The organism is Erwinia sp. AC075, assembly GCF_979253995.1.
The window spans coordinates 2,010,514-2,029,304 of sequence record NZ_CEEDEU010000001.1 but is presented as its reverse complement, the minus strand read 5'-3'; the positions used below and the strand labels follow the sequence as shown (position 1 = coordinate 2,029,304).

Below are 18,791 nucleotides of genomic sequence, written 5' to 3'. Positions count from 1 at the left end.
ACCCTGTGATATGGACGTCATGGGGCATGTGAAACAACCCCACCCGTCAGGATGTCAGGTGGACGTTAAATTGAAGAATCCATAAGATTATCAATATGACTGAATCTTTTGCTCAACTCTTTGAAGAGTCCCTGAAAGAAATCGAAACCCGTCCGGGTTCCATCGTTCGTGGTGTTGTTGTCTCTATCGACAAAGACATCGTCCTGGTTGATGCGGGCCTGAAATCTGAATCTGCAATTCCTGTAGAACAGTTTAAGAACGCAGCCGGCGAACTGGAAATCCAGGTTGGCGACGAAGTTGACGTAGCTCTGGACGCTGTAGAAGACGGCTTCGGTGAAACTCTGCTGTCCCGTGAGAAAGCTAAGCGTCACGAAGCCTGGATCACGCTGGAAAAAGCATACGAAGAAGCTGAAACCGTTACCGGTGTTATCAACGGCAAGGTCAAGGGCGGCTTCACTGTTGAGCTGAACGGCATTCGTGCGTTCCTGCCAGGTTCCCTGGTTGATGTGCGTCCAGTGCGTGATACTCTGCACCTGGAAGGCAAAGAGCTTGAATTCAAAGTAATCAAGCTGGATCAGAAACGTAACAACGTGGTTGTTTCACGTCGTGCGGTTATCGAATCCGAAAACAGCGCAGAGCGCGATCAGCTGCTGGAAAACCTGCAGGAAGGCATGGAAGTTAAAGGTATCGTTAAGAACCTGACTGACTACGGTGCATTCGTTGATCTGGGCGGCGTTGATGGCCTGTTGCACATCACTGACATGGCATGGAAACGCGTTAAGCATCCAAGCGAAATTGTCAACGTGGGCGACGAAATCACTGTTAAAGTGCTGAAGTTCGACCGCGAGCGTACCCGTGTGTCTCTGGGTCTGAAACAGCTGGGCGAAGATCCTTGGGTCGCTATCGCTAAGCGTTACCCAGAAGGGACTCGTCTGACTGGCCGTGTAACTAACCTGACCGACTATGGCTGCTTCGTTGAAATCGAAGAAGGCGTTGAAGGCCTGGTACACGTTTCAGAAATGGATTGGACCAACAAAAACATTCATCCGTCCAAAGTTGTTAACGTTGGCGATGTTGTTGAAGTTATGGTTCTGGATATCGACGAAGAACGTCGTCGTATCTCCCTGGGTCTGAAGCAGTGTAAAAACAACCCATGGCAGCAGTTTGCAGAAACCCACAACAAGGGCGACCGTGTTGAAGGTAAAATCAAGTCAATCACTGACTTCGGGATCTTCATCGGCCTGGACGGCGGCATCGACGGCCTGGTTCACCTGTCTGACATCTCCTGGAACGCTACCGGAGAAGAAGCAGTTCGTGAATACAAGAAAGGCGACGAAATCGCTGCTGTTGTACTGCAAGTTGACGCAGAGCGCGAGCGCATCTCCCTGGGCGTTAAGCAGCTGGCAGAAGATCCGTTCAACAACTACATCTCTCTGAATAAGAAAGGTGCAATTGTTAACGGTAAAGTGACTGCTGTTGATGCTAAAGGTGCTACAGTTGAACTGGCAGACGGCGTTGAAGGTTACCTGCGCGCTTCTGAAGCTTCAGTTGACCGCGTAGAAGACGCAACTCTGGTTCTGAATGTTGGCGACGATGTTGAAGCCAAATTCACCGGTGTTGACCGTAAAAACCGCGTTGTTAGCCTGTCTGTTCGTGCGAAAGACCAGGCTGACGAGAAAGAAGCCATTGCGACTGTTAACACCAAACAGGAAGAAGGCAACTTCTCTAACGCTATGGCTGAAGCTTTCAAAGCAGCTAAAGGCGAGTAATTGCTTTTGCAACAGGGCGGCGTAAGTCGCCCTGAAATAGCCGTTACTGTCAGAGCTTTTCCAACAGGAATTTACCGGAGGATTTATGACCAAGTCAGAACTTATTGAAAGACTTGCTGGCCAGCACTCTCATATTCCGGCGAAAGTCGTTGAGGATGCGGTAAAAGAGATGCTTGAGCACATGGCGACCACTTTGGCGCAGGGCGAACGCATTGAAATCCGGGGTTTCGGCAGTTTTTCTTTGCATTACCGCGCGCCTCGTACCGGCCGTAACCCGAAAACGGGTGACAAAGTGGAGTTGGAAGGTAAATACGTTCCACACTTCAAGCCAGGTAAAGAGTTGCGCGACCGTGCAAATATCTACGGCTAACGCTTAGCACTACGCGATAAAACGACACTTCGGTGTCGTTTTTTTTTGCCTGAAATTTGGCACAGCGTTGCGTGCAGTGCCGCAATAAAAATCAGGACCCTGCAAGACCCACCGAAAGATTGCGCGCCGCATTTCAGCGGAGCGTCACTGCGGCTGCATCCTCTCTTCGCGGAGGATAAAGTCTGCTGACGGAATAATGGAGAACCGTCATGCCTTACAGCCTCAGCCGCCTTGCTATGTGGGTCCTTATCGCGATGTTACCTCTGACGTTCCTTCCACGACTGCCTGCCGCCCGTTATGACCTGTGGCTGATCCTTCCCTCCCTGTACTTGCTGATGCAGCGCCAACGTTGGCTGAAAGATATCGCGTTATGCGTATTGCTCTTTCTGTGGCTGGTTATGTCGGCAAGAACGATGTCCGAACAAATTGAATTGTTGTCCGCAAGGACGATAACGGCCACGACGCAGATAGAAGCCGTACTGGTTAATTCTGAGCGGCTAAAAATGCGGATTGTCAGCGTTGATGGGCGAAGAATTTTTCCACCGGTGTCTACCCTGGTCAGCAGCAAGGAGATTGACCAGTCATTTTGTAGCGGTCAGCGTTGGCAAATGACGCTGAAACTGCGGCCAGTTCATGCCCGATTGAATGAAGGGGGTTTTGATGCACAACGATTTGCACTGGCCAACAGTACGCCGCTAAGCGGAAGAATAATGTTGCTGACGCCAATCGATAGCACCTGCAGCTGGCGTGAACGAATTATCCAACGCAGCCGCAGTTACTATGCTGAGTTTCCCTGGCAGGCGATTCTCTCTGCGCTGGCGTTTGGCGAACGGGGAGACGTCAGCCAGCAGATGACACAGCTGCTAAGAGAGACGGGAACGGCACATCTGATGGCCATTTCAGGTATGCATATCAGTCTGGCGGCCAGTGTAGGCTGGTTATTTGCCAGGGGCTTACAGTTGGCTTTCAGCGCAGCGTGGATTGGCTATCGTTTCCCCTTGATGTGTGGGCTGCTTGTCGCAGCAGTCTATTGCTGGCTTGCGGGTGCCAACCCACCATCACTCAGAGCCGTATTAGCGGTCAGTTTGTGGGGGGCTTTACGGCTATCAGGTGTCCGCTGCAGTAACTGGCAGGTCTGGGGCATCTGCATCGCGACCATTATTTTCTTTGACCCCTTGAGTCTGCTCTCTGACAGCTTATGGCTGTCGGCGGTGGCCGTAGCGGGGTTGTTGTTCTGGTTTCACTGGTTCCCATTACCATCGAAATACGCCGGCAAGAAACGCTGGTTACCTTTGCAGTTACTCCACCTTCAACTGGGCATATTTTTTATTATGATGCCGATACAACTGCTGATTTTTCACGGTATCAGTATCAGCGCCTTGCTGGCGAATATCTGGGCAGTGCCGGTTGTCACCTTCATCTCCGTGCCGCTGATCCTTGCGGCTTTAGCATTTCTACCTTTAGCGCCACTTAGTCAGGCTTTCTGGTGGTTTGCCGATCGCTCGCTGGAAGCGGTCTTCGTTCCTCTGGCTTTGTTGCCGTCGGGTTGGCTCGATATGAACAGACAGGCGCTGCCGATAAGTGCAGCGATTTGGCTGACGGTGATTGCCTGTCGTTTCTGCTGGTGGCGCTCCTCACCGATGACGGTTCTGAGCTTAGGTTTGGCATTAGCCTGCTGGCGACTGAATAACGAGGAACCCAAGTGGCGGCTGGATATGTTGGATATCGGGCATGGTCTTGCCGTAGTGATTTCAGCCAACGGCGAGGCGTTAGTCTACGATACTGGCAATAGCTGGCCGGGTGGCGATGCAGCCAAATCCCAGATCATTCCCTGGTTAGGATGGCAGGGGCTTAAGGTTAAACACATTGTGTTGAGCCACGGTCATCTGGACCACATCGGTGGACTGGGAAGTCTGCAAACGGCTTTTCCTGAAGCGGTAATACACAGCGGGCTGGGAACACCCGGACATTTACCGTGTGAGCAGGGCGTGAGCTGGGGCTGGCAAAACCTGTCTTTTCAGGCAATTTGGCCACCGACAGGACAAACTGAGGCCGGAAATAATCAATCCTGCGTAATCAGGGTAAGTGATGGAAAATGGCGCGTGCTGTTAACGGGGGATATCGAGGCGCAGGCTGAGTATGATTTAGTTCGATATCATCGGGCGTCAATTGGTGCCGATATTTTACAGGTGCCTCACCACGGTAGCAGTACGTCCTCAGTACCTCCTTTTCTCAGAGCCGTGGGCGGAAAGGTCGCTCTGGCCTCTGCGGCGCGCTACAGCGCATGGAAATTGCCGGCGGAAAAAGTAATTAAACGCTACCAAAACTATCACTACATCTGGCATGACACGGCGCTTGAGGGGCAGCTTAGCGTGCATTTTTTTGATAAAAACTGGCACCTTAGCAGTCTGAGAGCGCAAATAATGAGCCGTTGGTATCATCAGTGGTTTGGCGTACCACGTTATTCCAGGTAGAATGAGCGGCTATTTTCAATAAAAGCTGGTTAAATAATGCATCAGGAAAAAGATCTCTCCACCTGGCAGACATTCCGTCGCCTCTGGCCGATGATCAAACCGTTTAAACCCGGATTGATTGTGGCTGCGGTAGCACTGGTACTGAACGCAGCGGGAGATACATTAATGCTGTCACTGCTGAAACCATTACTGGATGACGGTTTTGGTAAGGCTGACTCTTCCGTCCTGATTTGGATGCCTCTGGCGGTGATTGGCTTAATGTTAATCCGCGGCGTCACCAGTTATATCTCGAGTTACTGCATCTCCTGGGTCTCCGGCAACGTTGTGATGAGTATGCGCCGTCGCCTGTTCAGCCACATGATGGGAATGCCGGTAGCCTTCTTCGATCAGCAGTCCACCGGGACGCTGCTCTCGCGCATCACCTACGACTCCGAGCAGGTTGCTTCCTCATCTTCCAGTGCGCTGGTCACCGTCGTGCGTGAAGGGGCCTCGATTATTGGCCTGTTCATCATGATGTTCTACTACAGCTGGCAGCTGTCGCTGATCCTGATTTTACTGGCACCTATCGTTTCTTTTGCTATTCGTACCGTTTCAAAACGCTTCAGAAACATCAGCAAAACCATGCAGAACACTATGGGGCATGTGACCACCAGTGCTGAGCAGATGCTGAAAGGGCATAAAGAAGTGCTGATTTTTGGCGGCCAGGAAGTGGAAAGCCAACGCTTCGCACGCGTCAGTAACCATATGCGCCAGCAGGGGATGAAACTGGTTTCTGCCTCTTCTATCTCCGATCCAATTATTCAGCTGATTGCTTCTCTGGCGCTGGCTTTCGTACTGTACGCGGCAAGCTTCCCAAGCGTGATGGCAACTTTGACCGCCGGTACAATCACCGTAGTCTTCTCTTCGATGATTGCCCTGATGCGTCCGCTGAAGTCGCTGACTAACGTCAATGCGCAGTTCCAGCGGGGAATGGCTGCCTGCCAGACGCTGTTCTCAATCCTTGATACCGAGCAGGAAGAGGACACCGGTAAGCGTGTAATTGAACGCGCTAAAGGTGACGTTGAATTCCGCAACGTCACCTTCACCTATCCGGGACGTGAAACGCCTGCGCTGCACAATATCAACCTGGCGATCCCCGCGGGGAAAACTGTTGCCCTGGTTGGGCGTTCAGGATCGGGTAAATCCACCATTGCCAGCCTGATGACACGTTTCTACGATATTCAGCAGGGCGAAATCCTGATGGATGGCCACGATTTGCGTGAGTACACCCTTAGCTCACTGCGTAATCAGGTCGCGCTGGTTTCACAGAATGTGCATCTGTTTAACGATACGGTGGCAAATAACATTGCCTATGCCCGTACCGAGAAGTACAGCCGCGAAGATATTGAGAAGGCCGCCACCATGGCTCATGCCATGGACTTCATCAACAAGATGGATAAAGGGCTTGATACTATCATCGGTGAAAACGGCGTGCTGCTTTCCGGTGGACAGCGCCAGCGTATTGCCATTGCCCGCGCATTGCTGCGTGACAGCCCAATCCTGATCCTGGATGAAGCGACGTCGGCACTGGATACCGAATCTGAACGCGCCATTCAGTCTGCGCTGGATGAACTGCAGAAAAACCGTACTTCACTGGTTATCGCTCACCGTCTTTCCACTATTGAAAAGGCCGATGAGATTGTGGTGGTGGAAGACGGCTACATTGTTGAGCGCGGAAGCCATGCCGATCTGTTGGAACATCGTGGCGTGTATGCCCAGCTCCATAAGATGCAGTTTGGTCAATGATTGAACGCATCTGGAGCGGACGCTCCGCGCTTTATCTGCCGCTGGTTCCGTTAAGCTGGCTGTATGGCCTGATTAGCAACCTGATCCGCCTCAGCTATGTCTGGGGCCTGCGCAAAGCGTGGCGCGCTACCGTTCCGGTGGTGGTGGTGGGCAACCTGACAGCCGGAGGCAACGGCAAAACGCCGGTTGTCATCTGGCTGGTACAGGCTTTGCAGCAGCGTGGTCTGCGTGTCGGCGTCGTTTCAAGAGGCTACGGCGGTAAGGCCGATCGCTATCCGCTGGTGCTGGATAACCGCACCACAACCGTGCAAGCGGGTGATGAGCCTGTGCTTATTTATCAGCGCACAGGGGCTGCGGTAGCGGTCTCGCCTGTCAGAAAAGAGGCCGTTCAGGCGCTCACTGAGCAGGCGAACATCGACATCATCATTACCGACGATGGCCTGCAACATTACGCCTTAGCGAGAGACTTCGAGATTGTGGTCATCGACGGCAAGCGTCGTTTTGGCAATGGCTGGTGGCTTCCCGCCGGCCCGATGCGTGAGCGTGCTTCCCGTTTGAGAACCGTTGATGCGATCGTTACCAATGGCGGTGAGGCGCAGGCTGGCGAGCTGGCGATGCAGCTGAACCCCGGTGATGCCGTTAACATCCGCAGTGGTGAAACCTGCCCGGCCATGATGCTGACAAACGTGGTGGCGATGGCCGGCATTGGTCATCCTCCTCGCTTTTTTGCCACTCTTCATCAGCAGGGTGTTATGCCAGTTAAGGAAGTGCCTTTTGCCGATCATCAGTCTTATCAACCGGCCCAGTTAGCAGCATTGCTTGCGCCAGGCGAAACGCTGTTGATGACGGAAAAAGACGCGGTGAAAGTCCGGTCTTTCGCTGAAGACAACTGGTGGTACCTGCCGGTGGATGCCGAGCTGCCACAGGCGGCTTCCGGTGCCTTACTGGACAGGCTTTGCGCACTGACCGCCAAACGCTAACAAGCTGAATAAGCGCACAATCTCCGTGCCGGAATCTCCGGAAAAGAACTAAACTCACTGCATCTTTGTCACGAAGGTGCATCATGTCCGCTCTCCAACTTTCGCTTTCTCAGGCCCGCCAGTTACACCTCGCCGCTCAGGGGCTGCTTCGCCCACCGGGACGTAAAGCCAGGGCTGAAGATATCCTCAGCGCCATCCGCCAGATGTCATTACTGCAGATTGATACCATCCACGTCGTTGCCCGCAGCCCTTATCTGGTGCTATTCAGCCGTCTAGGCGACTATCCCGAAAGCTGGCTCGGTGAGGCGCTAAGCCGCGGTAACCTCTATGAATACTGGGCGCATGAAGCCTGCTTTATCCCAATCGAAGACTATCGCCTGCTGCGCCATCGCATGCTGAATCCTCAGCATATGGGATGGAAATATAACAGCGAGTGGATGGAGAACTGGCAGCAGGAAGTCGGCGATCTGTTAACGCATATTGAACAAAATGGGCCGGTCAGATCGGCCGATTTTGCCGCACCTCCCGGTCAGAAGCCTGGCTGGTGGTCGTGGAAACCGCATAAACGCCATCTTGAAAATCTGTTCACGGCCGGCGATCTGATGGTGATCGAGCGACGCAATTTTCAGCGCGTCTACGATCTGCGGCAGCGCGTGATGCCGGACTGGGATGACCAGCTGCATGGGATTGAAGAGTCAGAGGCGGTCCGCCAGATGTTGCGTAACAGTGCCAGAAGTTTGGGGCTGTTTCGTGCCGCCTGGCTACCCGATTATTACCGTCTGAAGCGCGCGCCAGTAAAGGCGGTTTTGGCTGACTGGCTGGCGCAGGGAGACGTGATACCGGTGGAAGTGGAATCGCTGGGCGCCTGTTACCTGGATGCCGCTTTGTTGCCCCTTCTCGAACAGGGAACCCGGGCAACCTACACCACCTTGCTGTCTCCTTTTGATCCGGTGGTCTGGGACCGCAAACGGGCGCTGGAGTTGTTTAACTTCGATTACCGACTGGAATGTTATACGCCAGAAGCGAAGCGGCAATATGGCTATTTTGTTCTGCCAATTCTGCACCGGGGAGAACTGAAAGGGCGGCTGGATGCGAAAATGCAGCGTAAGGAAAAAGTATTGCAGATCAAACAGCTGTGGCTGGAGCAGGGCGTCAAAATCAGTCAGGGCACGATCAACGATCTGCATCAGGCCATCTCACGCTTTGCGCGCTGGCAAGGGGCCGAGGCGGTGGTGCTAGATAAGCTGCCCGAAACGCTGGCAGTTGCCTGGCAAAAAGGGTGGGCGCTGTAACATCCTGCACGCGGGGAAGTAACCGATGCCGCGCCAGCTATGATATTCTAAGGACCTGTCTGACCGGGATCACCAGGGAGAAACCATGGATCACCGTTTACTCGAAATCGTTGCTTGTCCTGTTTGCCACGGCAAACTGTATTACATCAAAGACCAGCAGGAGCTTATCTGCAAACCTGATGGCCTCGCTTATCCTGTGCGCGACGGCATTCCAGTCCTGCTGGAGACAGAAGCGCGTTCACTCACCATGGAAGAGATCCACCCATGAGTTTTGTCGCTATTATCCCGGCGCGTTTTGCTTCAACGCGCCTGCCGGGTAAACCGCTGGTCGATATCCAGGGTAAACCGATGGTAGTGCATGTGATGGAGCGAGCGCTGGAATCAGGTGCCGATCGGGTCATTGTCGCTACCGATAATGAACAGGTGGCGCGTGCTGTTGAAGCGGCCGGCGGTGAGGTGTGTATGACCCGCGCCGATCACCACTCCGGCACGGAACGGTTAGCTGAAGTGATCGATCGCTATCAGTTTGCCGATGACACCATCATCGTGAACGTGCAGGGCGATGAGCCGATGATCCCACCGGTTATCATCCGTCAGGTGGCAGAAAACCTGGCCAAAAGCGAAGCCGGCATGGCGACGTTAGCCGTGCCGATTGAGACCGCAGAGGAAGCCTTCAATCCGAATGCGGTCAAAGTCGTGATGGATGCGAAAGGTTACGCGCTCTATTTTTCCCGGGCTACCATTCCCTGGGATCGTGAGCGTTTTGCCGCCTCCCGCGAAGAAATCGGCGATACCTTCCTGCGTCACATTGGCATCTACGGCTACCGTGCGGGCTTTATTCGCCGCTATGTGAGCTGGGAGCCGAGTCCGCTGGAGCACATTGAGCTGCTTGAGCAGCTACGCGTGCTCTGGTATGGCGAAAAAATCCACGTTGCCGTCGCCAAAGCGATCCCAAGCGTTGGTGTCGATACACCGGAAGATTTGGCTCGCGTGCGCGCGGCTATGCAGTAATCCTGTTGGGGCCTTCGCTGGCCCCTTCTCCACTTTTTTTAAAGGAGGAGGAAATGGAACAACTCCGCTCGGAGCTTTCTCTGGTATTGGGCGAAACCCTCAGCCGCCTGGAATGTATCAGTGAACAACCCTGGTCCAGCCTGTATTCGCTCTATGACCAGCAAGGCCACTCGCTGCCAATGGTGGCAAAATACTTCAATGTCAAAGGCATTGCGGCACAGGAAGCCTATAAGCTTTCGATGCTGGCCAAGGACAGCACCATCCGTTTGCCGACGGTCTACGGCCTGATCGTCAGCCAGCAACCGCCACAGCATGATGTCTTGCTGATCGAGCGCATGGGCGGCGTGTCGGTTGAAGCGCCAACGCGCACGCCGGTCCGCTGGCTGCAGTTGCAGGATCAGATTGTTGCCGCCTTATTGGCATGGCATCGGCTCGACAGCCACGGTCTGGTCGGCAGCGTCGACAGCACGCAGGAAAATAACTGGGTTTCCTGGTATGCCCAGCGCGTTGAGGTGATCTGGTCCACGCTCGGGTTTATGCGGCCTGACGCGCTGTCGATGGAACACCGGCGCGTGCTCTACCGCAGCCGGGAAAACCTCGGCAATCTGCTGGCGGATTTCAACGATCCTTGCGTGCTGGTTCACGGCAATCTGTCACTGAGCAGTATGTTGAAAGAGGCGTGGAGCGACCAGTTATTGTCGATGATCAATCCCGGGATGATGCTGTGGGCACCACGGGAATATGAGTTGTTCCGGCTGTGCGAAGAGGGGCTGGCAGAATCGCTGCTGTTCCATTACCTGAAGCAGGCTCCGGTGGCGGAAGGGTTTGTTGCCCGGCGCTGGCTGTACACGCTGTGGGACGAGACTGACCGGCTGATTCATACCGGCCAGTTCGATGCACGCCGTTTTCAACGCGCGGCGGACTCACTGCTCCCCTGGCTCAGTTGAGGCCCCATCCCCGGAGGTCAGCCGTTGCCAGCCTCTTCCCAACCACTCATAAATCGCCCGATCGCTGTGACCCAGCCACAATGGCGACGGAATTGCGCGTTCCCAGACATTCAACGGTGAGTCAATAGCCAGCTGATTGGCTGGCGCCGGTAGAGGATCCAGTCCCTGCTGTTGGAAAAAGATCATCGCTCGCGGCAGGTGTGAGGCGGATGTCACCAGCAGGAAGGGTGTTTTTCCCACCACCTTAGCCACTTCAGCCGCTTCCTGTCGGGTATCCCTCGGTTTATCAAGCGTCACGATCGCACTCAATGGCACGCCTAATGACTGGGCGACGCGGGACGTGACTTCGGCAGAGCTGACCGGATTGTTCTGCGCCGCCGCACCGGTAAAGATCAATTTGGCTCCCGGATTTTCCCGCCATAAGCGGATCCCTTCAACCAGCCGCGGCAAACTGTTGTTGATCATATTGGAGCCAGGCGCCCAGTCTGGATTCCAGGTGTATCCACCGCCCAGTACCACCACATAGCCGACTTTTTGCTGATTCTGCCAGGTGGGATAGCGGTTTTCGGTCGGCGCAAGCAGGCTGTCCGCCACCGGTTGCAGGCTTAACAGCGCTAACAGCAGGCAGGCAGCAGAGAGGATAATTTTGCCGGTTTTCTGCCAGCGGCTGAACCAGAGCAACAAAAGCGCAATTGCCATCAACACAATCAGCAAAGGCAAGGGCAGCAACAGCCCACCGACGAGTTTTTTTAACGCAAAAAGCATGAAAACGGACTCCTTTTGTCCGAAAAAACACCACCCGAGGGCCTGGCGATGACTGAAAGGTTCATTCCTGGTCAGTGTATGTCAAAATAGCCGCCAGTTTCACCCACTCAGCCGCCGGGAACCCGAATGCAGGATCGCAACTTTGATGATATAGCCGAAAAATTTTCGAAGAATATCTACGGTACCACCAAAGGGCGGATCCGCCAGGCGATTGTCTGGCAGGCGCTGGAAGAGATCCTCGCCAGCCTGCCGGAAGGGCCACTCAACGTGCTGGATGCCGGCGGTGGAGAAGGGCAGATGAGCTGTGGCCTGGCAGCCCGAGGTCATCAGGTCTTACTCTGCGATCTCTCCGCTGAGATGTTGCAACGCGCAGAGGCTCATGCCGAAGAAAAAGGTGTGAGCCGGAACATGCAATTCAAACAAATTAGCGCGCAACAGGTCGGTCAACATTTGGATAAGCCGGCCGATCTGGTATTGTTTCACGCGGTGCTTGAATGGGTCGCCGAGCCTGAAGCTATCTTAAAAGCACTGTATGATGTGCTGGCCCCGGGCGGCGTGCTGTCGCTGATGTTTTATAACGTCAATGGCCTGATAATGCAGACGCTGGTGCTGGGCAACTTCGGTTATATGCAGGCTGACCTGAAGAAACGCAAACGAAAAACGCTGTCGCCTGACTTCCCACGAGAACCTGAGCAGGTTTATCGCTGGTTAGAAGCAGCAGGCTTTACAGTGGAAACCAAGACCGGGATCCGCGTTTTTCATGACTATATGCGTGACAAGAACAAGCAATCTGAACGTTTTGAGGAAGTTCTGCAGCAGGAATTACGCTTCTGCCGCCAGGAGCCATTTTTAAGTTTGGGCCGTTATATCCACGTGACCGCGCGGAAACCCATAAACAGGACGAACCATGAGTGAATTTTCCCAGACTGTACCGGAACTGGTCGCCTGGGCGCGAAAAAATGACTTTTCCGTCACGTTGCCTACCGAACGTCTGACGTTTTTGCTGGCGATTGCCACCCTGAACGGGGAGCGCATGGATGGCGAAATGAGCGAAGGCGAATTGACCGATGCCTTCCGTCACGTCAGTGAAGGGTTTGAACAGACCAGCGAAACCGTTGGTGTGCGAGCCAATAACGCCATCAACGATATGGTGCGTCAGCGCCTGCTTAACCGATTTGTCAGTGAACAGGCCGATGGCAACGCCATCTATCGCCTGACGCCGCTGGCCATCGGCATTACGGATTACTACATCCGCCAGCGTGAGTTCTCAACGCTGCGGCTGTCGATGCAGCTGTCGATTGTTGCCGGCGAGCTGAAGCGCGCTGCCGATGCGGCCGATGAAGACGGTGACGAATTCCACTGGCATCGCAATGTTTTCGCCCCGCTGAAATACTCGGTGGCAGAAATCTTCGACAGCATCGATATTACCCAGCGAACCATGGATGAACAGCAGCAGGCGGTGAAAGACGATATCGCCCAGCTGTTGAACAAAGACTGGCGCGCGGCCATTTCCAGCTGTGAAATGCTGCTGAATGAAACCTCCGGCACGCTGCGCGAATTGCAGGACACGCTGGAAGCGGCAGGCGATAAGCTGCAGGCCAATCTGTTACGCATTCAGGATGCCACGCTGAGCAGCCCGGACCTCGGTTTTATCGATAAGTTGGTGTACGACCTGCAAAACAAGCTGGACCGCATTATCAGCTGGGGACAGCAGGCGATTGACCTGTGGATCGGCTATGACCGCCACGTGCACAAATTCATCCGTACCGCCATCGATATGGATAAAAACCGCGTCTTCGCTCAACGCCTGCGCAAGTCTGTGCAAACCTATTTCGATCATCCCTGGGCATTGACCTATGCCAATGCTGAACGCCTGTATGACATGCGTGATGAAGAACTGGCGTTGCGCAGTGAGGAAGTGACTGGTGAACTGCCTTCCGAGCTGGAATACGAAGAGTTTAACGAAATTCGTGAACAGCTGGCCGCGATGATTGAAGAAGCGCTGGCCATCTATAAAGCCCAACAGAAACCGCTCAATCTGGGCACAGTGATGCGTGATTACCTGGTGCAGTACCCCCGGGCACGACACTTCGACGTGGCGCGTATTGTCGTCGATCAGGCCGTCCGCTTAGGCGTGGCCGAAGGAGATTTCTCCGGCTTGTCAGCAGAATGGCAGGTCATTAATGATTACGGAGCCAAGGTGCAGGCGCATGTCATCGACAAATATTGAACAAGTGATGCCGGTTAAACTGGCACAAGCGCTGGCCAATTCTCTTTTCCCGGCGCTGGACAGCCAGTTACGTTCCGGTCGCCATATTGGCATTGAAGAGCTGGATCAACATGCTTTCCTGATGGATTATCAGGAGTATCTGGAAGAGTTTTACGCGCGTTACAACGTTGAGTTGATCCGTGCCCCGGAAGGCTTCTTCTATCTGCGTCCCCGCTCCACCACGCTGATCCCGCGTTCGGTCCTTTCCGAGCTGGATATGATGGTGGGCAAAATTCTGTGTTATCTCTACCTGAGCCCGGAACGTCTGGCGAATGAAGGCATCTTCACCCAGCAGGAGCTTTATGATGAGCTGCTGTCGCTGGCTGATGAAAGCAAGCTGATGAAGTTCGTTAACCAGCGCTCAACCGGTTCCGATCTCGATCGGCAAAAGTTGCAGGAAAAAATGCGCGCTTCCCTTAACCGTCTGCGCCGCCTTGGCATGGTGTGGTTTATGGGTAATGACAGCAGCAAATTCCGCATTATTGAGTCGGTATTCCGCTTTGGTGCGGATGTGCGGAGCGGCGACGATGCCCGCGAAGCGCAGCTGAGAATGATCCGGGATGGCGAAGCGATGCCGATTGAAGGTGGCCTGGCGCTGAATGATGAAAGCGAAGAGGATGATGAGGCGCAGAGCCCGTCGTCGGACAACGCGGAGAACGAGTAAATGATTGAACGCGGAAAATTTCGCTCGCTGACCCTGGTTAACTGGAACGGTTTTTTTGCCCGCACCTTTGACCTGGATGAGCTGGTTACCACGCTTTCCGGCGGTAACGGCGCCGGTAAGTCTACCACCATGGCGGCCTTTATCACGGCGCTGATCCCCGATCTGACCCTGCTGCACTTCCGTAACACCACCGAAGCGGGAGCCACCTCCGGCTCGCGTGACAAAGGTTTACACGGAAAGCTGCGTCCTGGCGTCTGTTACGCCGCGCTGGACGTGGTGAATTCCCTGCATCAGCGCGTGATTGTCGGTGTGCGTCTGCAGCAGGTTGCCGGTCGCGATCGTAAAGTCGATATCAAGCCTTTCAGCATTCACGGCCTGCCGATGTCGATCAACCCGACGGAAATCCTGACGGAAACGGTCAATGCCCGTCAGGCCCGCGTTCTGCCGCTGAGCGAACTGAAAGACAAGTTCGAAGCGATGGAAAGCGTGCAGTTTAAGCAGTTTAACTCGATCACTGATTACCACTCGCTGATGTTCGATCTGGGCATTGTGGCGCGTCGTCTGCGCTCAGCCGCCGATCGCAGCAAATACTATCGCCTGATCGAAGCCTCGCTGTATGGCGGTATCTCCAGCGCCATTACCCGATCGCTGCGTGATTACCTGCTGCCGGAAAACAGCGGCGTGCGTAAGGCCTTCCAGGATATGGAAGCCGCGCTGCGCGAGAACCGCATGACGCTGGAAGCGATTCGCGTCACCCAGTCCGACCGCGATCTGTTTAAGCACCTGATCTCCGAAGCAACCAGCTATGTTGCTGCGGACTATATGCGTCATGCTAACGAACGCCGCATCCACCTTGACGGCGCGTTATTGAACCGTAATGAGCTGTTCACCAGCCGCAAGCAGTTAAAAGCGGAGCAGTATCGCCATGTTGAAATGGCTCGCGAACTGGCTGAGCACAACGGAGCAGAAAGCGATCTCGAAACCGATTACCAGAGCGCCAGCGACCACCTTAACCTGGTGCAGACGGCAATGCGTCAGCAGGAAAAAATCGAGCGCTATGAAGGCGATATCGATGAGCTGACCTACCGTCTTGAAGAGCAGAATGAAGTTGTCGCTGAAGCCCGTGAAGTGCAGGAAGAGAATGAAGCCCGCAGCGAAGCCGCTGAACTGGAAGTCGATGAGCTGAAAAGTCAGCTGGCCGATTACCAGCAGGCGCTGGACGTGCAGCAAACCCGCGCTATCCAGTATCAGCAAGCGTTGCAGGCGCTGCAGCGCGCGCAGGAAATCTGCCGGGTTGCCGAACTGACCGTCGACAATGCCGAAGAGTGGCAGGAAACCTTCCGTGCGAAAGAGCAGGAAGCGACCGACAAGTTATTGCAGCTTGAACAGAAAATGAGCGTGGCGCAGGCTGCTCACAGTCAGTTCGAGCAGGCTTTTGAGCTGGTGGGCCGCATTGCCGGACCGGTCAGTCGTTCCGACGCGTATCACACCGGCCGCGAATTGCTTCGCGATGCCAGCAATCAGCGTTATCACGCCGAGCAGTTGCAGTCCTTACGTTCCCGCGTGGCCGAGATGGAACAGCGACTGCGTGAACAGCAGGATGCAGAACGGTTACTGAATGAGTTCTGTAAGCGTCACGGGCAACAGTTTGAGCCGCAGGATCTGGAAGGCTATCAGTACGAGCTTGAAGCCCGTATTGAACAGCTGTCCGAAAGCGTGTCTGAAGCGGGCGAACGTCGCATGGAAATGCGTCAGGAGCTTGAACAGGTGCGTGAACGCATTGCCCGTCTGACCAAACAGGCTCCTCAGTGGCATGCCGCGCAGGATATTCTTAGCCAGCTGAACGAGCAAACCGGTCAGGAGCTGGAGAGCGGTCAGCAGGTGACCGAGTACATGCAGCAGCTGCTGGAGCGCGAGCGCGAAACCACCGTTGAACGCGACGAAGTTTCGGCCCGTAAACGCGAAGTTGAAAAACAGGTCGAGCGTCTGAGCCAGCCTGGCGGCGCTGAAGATGGCCGTATGACCCATCTGGCCGAGCGTTTTGGCGGCGTGCTGCTGTCAGAAATTTATGACGACGTCACCATCGACGATGCGCCGTACTTCTCCGCGCTGTATGGCCCGGCCCGTCACGGTATTGTGGTGCCCGATCTGTCACTGGTGCAGGATCTGCTGGACGGTCTGGAAGACTGCCCGGAAGACCTTTATCTGATCGAAGGGGACCCGCAGTCGTTCGATGACAGCGTATTTAACGTTGAAGAGCTGCAAAAAGCGGTAGTGGTGAAGTCAGGCGATCGCCAGTGGCGTTACTCGCGCTTCCCTAAAGTGCCGTTGTTTGGTCGTGCTGCCCGTGAAAATCAGCTGGATCTGTTACATGCCGAACGCGAAACGCTGGCAGAACGCTATGCCACGCTGTCGTTTGACGTGCAGAAAACGCAGCGTCTGCACCAGTCGTTCAGCCGTTTTATCGGTAGCCATTTAGCCGTCGCCTTTGAGTCGGATCCGGAAGCCGAGCTGCGTTTACTGAACCTGCGTCGCGGTGAACTCGAACGTGGCCAGGCCGCGCATGAAACGGAAAACCAGCAGCAGCGTCAGCAGTTTGATCAGGCGAAAGAGGGCGTCGCCCAGCTTAACCGCCTGATGCCACGCGTCAGCCTGCTGCAGGATGAAACCCTGCAGGATCGTTATGACGAACTGCTTGAGCGTCTGGATGAAGCACAGGAAGCCGCGCGTTTCCTGCAGCAGCATGGTGCGCAACTGGCGAAACTGGAACCGCTGATCTCAGTGCTGCAGAGCGATCCGGAACAGCACGAACAGTTGAAGCTGGATTATCAGCAGGCGCAGCAGGTTCAGCGCGATGCCCGCCAGCAAGCCTTTGCCATGACCGAAGTGGTGCAGCGTCGCGCCCACTTTGGCTATGTCGATTCCGCCGGCATGCTCGACGGTAACAGCGACCTGAATGAGAAGCTGCGTAAGCGTCTTGAGCAGGCCGAATCCGATCGTACCCGTGCCCGCGAGCAGCTGCGCGGTCATCAGGCGCAGTTTACCCAATATTCACAGGTGCTGGCGTCACTGAAAAGTTCTTACGATGCCAAGCGCGACATGCTGAAAGAACTTCAGCAGGAAATGCAGGATATCGGTGTGCAGGCAGATGCCAGCGCGGAAGAGCGCGCGCGTCTGCGCCGTGATGAACTCTACGCTGCGCTAAGCAATAACCGCGCCCGTCGCAATCAGCTGGAAAAGCAGATCACCTTCTGCGAAGCCGAAATGGACGCGCTGCAGAAAAAACTGAAGCGTGTCGAGCGCGATTACCATCAGGGCCGCGAGCAGGTTGTTCATGCCAAGGCGGGTTGGGTCGCGGTGTTACGCCTGGTGAAAGACAATGGCGTTGAGCGCCGTCTCCATCGTCGTGAACTCTCTTACCTCGGCGGTGATGAGCTGCGTTCAATGTCGGATAAGGCGTTAGGTGCGCTGCGTCTGGCGGTGGCCGACAACGAACATCTGCGCGACGTGCTGCGTCTGTCCGAAGATCCAAAACGGCCAGAGCGTAAGATTCAGTTCTTCATCGCTGTTTATCAGCATCTGCGTGAACGCATTCGTCAGGACATCATCCGTACCGACGATCCGGTCGAAGCGATTGAGCAGATGGAGATTGAACTTGGCCGTCTGACCGAAGAGTTAACCGCGCGCGAACAGATGCTGGCTATCAGCTCCCGCAGCGTGTCTAACATTATTCGTAAGACCATTCAGCGTGAGCAAAACCGTATTCGCCAGCTGAACCAGGGCCTGCAGGCTGTGAGCTTCGGCCAGGTGAAGAGCGTCCGTCTGAACGTTAACGTCCGCGAGGCGCATTCCACGCTGCTGGACGTATTGTCTGAACAGCATGAAGCGCATCAGGATCTGTTTAACAGCAATCGCCTGACCTTCTCAGAAGCGCTGGCTAAGCTGTATCAGCGCCTGAATCCACAGATTGATATGGGCCAGCGTACGCCGCAAACCATTGGTGAAGAGCTGCTGGATTACCGTAACTACCTGGAAATGGAGGTTGAGGTAAACCGGGGATCTGATGGCTGGTTGCGTGCGGAAAGTGGTGCGTTGTCAACCGGTGAAGCGATCGGGACCGGGATGTCGATTCTGGTGATGGTCGTGCAGAGCTGGGAAGAAGAGTCTCGTCGCCTGCGCGGAAAAGATATCTCACCGTGCCGCCTACTGTTCCTCGATGAAGCCGCGCGACTGGATGCCAAGTCGATCGCCACGCTGTTTGAGCTGTGCGATCGTCTGGAAATGCAGCTGATTATCGCCGCGCCAGAGAATATCAGCCCTGAGAAGGGCACGACCTATAAACTGGTGCGTAAAGTGGTCAATAACATTGAACACGTTCACGTCGTCGGCCTGCGCGGCTTTGCCGCCGAGCCAACCGCCGCAAATTCCTCCACACCTGAGGAAGATCAACAGGCTTCTTCATAAG

General features: G+C 54.8%; 14 protein-coding genes. 13 read left to right on the top strand and 1 reads right to left on the bottom strand.

Features of this window, described 5'->3' with window-relative positions; genetic code table 11:
- Positions 1 to 95: 95 nt before the first annotated feature.
- The 9 genes from rpsA (at position 96) to AC0IXH_RS09485 (ending at position 10,628) form a co-directional block, all read left to right on the top strand.
- Positions 96 to 1,769: a 30S ribosomal protein S1 gene (rpsA, locus tag AC0IXH_RS09525; RefSeq protein WP_013201527.1), complete on the top strand. Its 1,674-nt coding sequence runs from the start codon at positions 96 to 98 to the stop codon at positions 1,767 to 1,769.
- Positions 1,770 to 1,854: 85 nt separating this feature from the next.
- Positions 1,855 to 2,139, top strand: coding sequence for an integration host factor subunit beta (gene ihfB, locus AC0IXH_RS09520; RefSeq protein ID WP_013201528.1), 285 nt, complete (start codon positions 1,855 to 1,857; stop codon positions 2,137 to 2,139).
- Between the two features lie 209 nt (positions 2,140 to 2,348).
- Positions 2,349 to 4,613 carry a ComEC family protein gene (locus AC0IXH_RS09515; RefSeq protein WP_346566033.1) on the top strand — a complete coding sequence of 755 codons (2,265 nt, stop codon included), beginning with the start codon at positions 2,349 to 2,351 and terminating at the stop codon, positions 4,611 to 4,613.
- Positions 4,614 to 4,649: 36 nt separating this feature from the next.
- Complete coding sequence (msbA, locus tag AC0IXH_RS09510; protein WP_013201530.1) at positions 4,650 to 6,398, top strand: lipid A ABC transporter ATP-binding protein/permease MsbA; 1,749 nt, start codon at positions 4,650 to 4,652, stop codon at positions 6,396 to 6,398.
- Positions 6,395 to 7,378, top strand: a complete 984-nt coding sequence (gene lpxK / locus AC0IXH_RS09505; protein WP_013201531.1) for a tetraacyldisaccharide 4'-kinase — start codon at positions 6,395 to 6,397, stop codon at positions 7,376 to 7,378. The genes msbA and lpxK overlap by 4 nt, the downstream gene beginning before the upstream one ends.
- 83 nt (positions 7,379 to 7,461) lie before the next feature.
- Positions 7,462 to 8,670 carry a winged helix-turn-helix domain-containing protein gene (locus AC0IXH_RS09500; RefSeq protein WP_471720358.1) on the top strand — a complete coding sequence of 403 codons (1,209 nt, stop codon included), beginning with the start codon at positions 7,462 to 7,464 and terminating at the stop codon, positions 8,668 to 8,670.
- A gap of 85 nt (positions 8,671 to 8,755) precedes the next feature.
- A complete protein-coding gene (locus AC0IXH_RS09495) occupies positions 8,756 to 8,938 on the top strand; it encodes a Trm112 family protein (protein WP_013201533.1) in 183 nt (60 codons plus the stop codon).
- Positions 8,935 to 9,681, top strand: coding sequence for a 3-deoxy-manno-octulosonate cytidylyltransferase (gene kdsB / locus AC0IXH_RS09490; RefSeq protein ID WP_013201534.1), 747 nt, complete (start codon positions 8,935 to 8,937; stop codon positions 9,679 to 9,681). The genes AC0IXH_RS09495 and kdsB overlap by 4 nt, the downstream gene beginning before the upstream one ends.
- A 53-nt stretch (positions 9,682 to 9,734) precedes the next feature.
- Positions 9,735 to 10,628, top strand: coding sequence for a YcbJ family phosphotransferase (locus tag AC0IXH_RS09485; protein WP_013201535.1), 894 nt, complete (start codon positions 9,735 to 9,737; stop codon positions 10,626 to 10,628).
- On the opposite strand, the gene elyC is transcribed toward AC0IXH_RS09485, so the two are convergent.
- Entirely contained in the window at positions 10,605 to 11,393 is a 789-nt protein-coding gene (elyC, locus tag AC0IXH_RS09480; RefSeq protein WP_346566041.1) for an envelope biogenesis factor ElyC, read from the bottom strand. The two genes, AC0IXH_RS09485 and elyC, sit on opposite strands and share 24 nt — an antisense overlap.
- Positions 11,394 to 11,519: 126 nt before the next feature.
- Here elyC and cmoM point away from each other — a divergent pair, with 126 nt between their 5' ends.
- Genes cmoM through mukB form a run of 4 tightly spaced genes read left to right on the top strand, consistent with a single transcriptional unit; the run spans position 11,520 to position 18,790 of the window.
- Complete coding sequence (gene cmoM / locus AC0IXH_RS09475; protein WP_471720357.1) at positions 11,520 to 12,308, top strand: tRNA uridine 5-oxyacetic acid(34) methyltransferase CmoM; 789 nt, start codon at positions 11,520 to 11,522, stop codon at positions 12,306 to 12,308.
- The gene (gene mukF / locus AC0IXH_RS09470) at positions 12,301 to 13,623 is read left to right on the top strand and encodes a chromosome partition protein MukF (RefSeq protein ID WP_471720356.1); all 1,323 of its coding nucleotides are present in this window, start codon (positions 12,301 to 12,303) and stop codon (positions 13,621 to 13,623) included. The genes cmoM and mukF overlap by 8 nt, the downstream gene beginning before the upstream one ends.
- Positions 13,604 to 14,326, top strand: coding sequence for a chromosome partition protein MukE (gene mukE, locus AC0IXH_RS09465; protein WP_041691956.1), 723 nt, complete (start codon positions 13,604 to 13,606; stop codon positions 14,324 to 14,326). Before mukF ends, mukE begins: the two co-directional genes overlap by 20 nt.
- Positions 14,327 to 18,790: a chromosome partition protein MukB gene (gene mukB / locus AC0IXH_RS09460; RefSeq protein ID WP_013201540.1), complete on the top strand. Its 4,464-nt coding sequence runs from the start codon at positions 14,327 to 14,329 to the stop codon at positions 18,788 to 18,790.
- The last annotated feature ends 1 nt before the right edge of the window (position 18,791 follow it).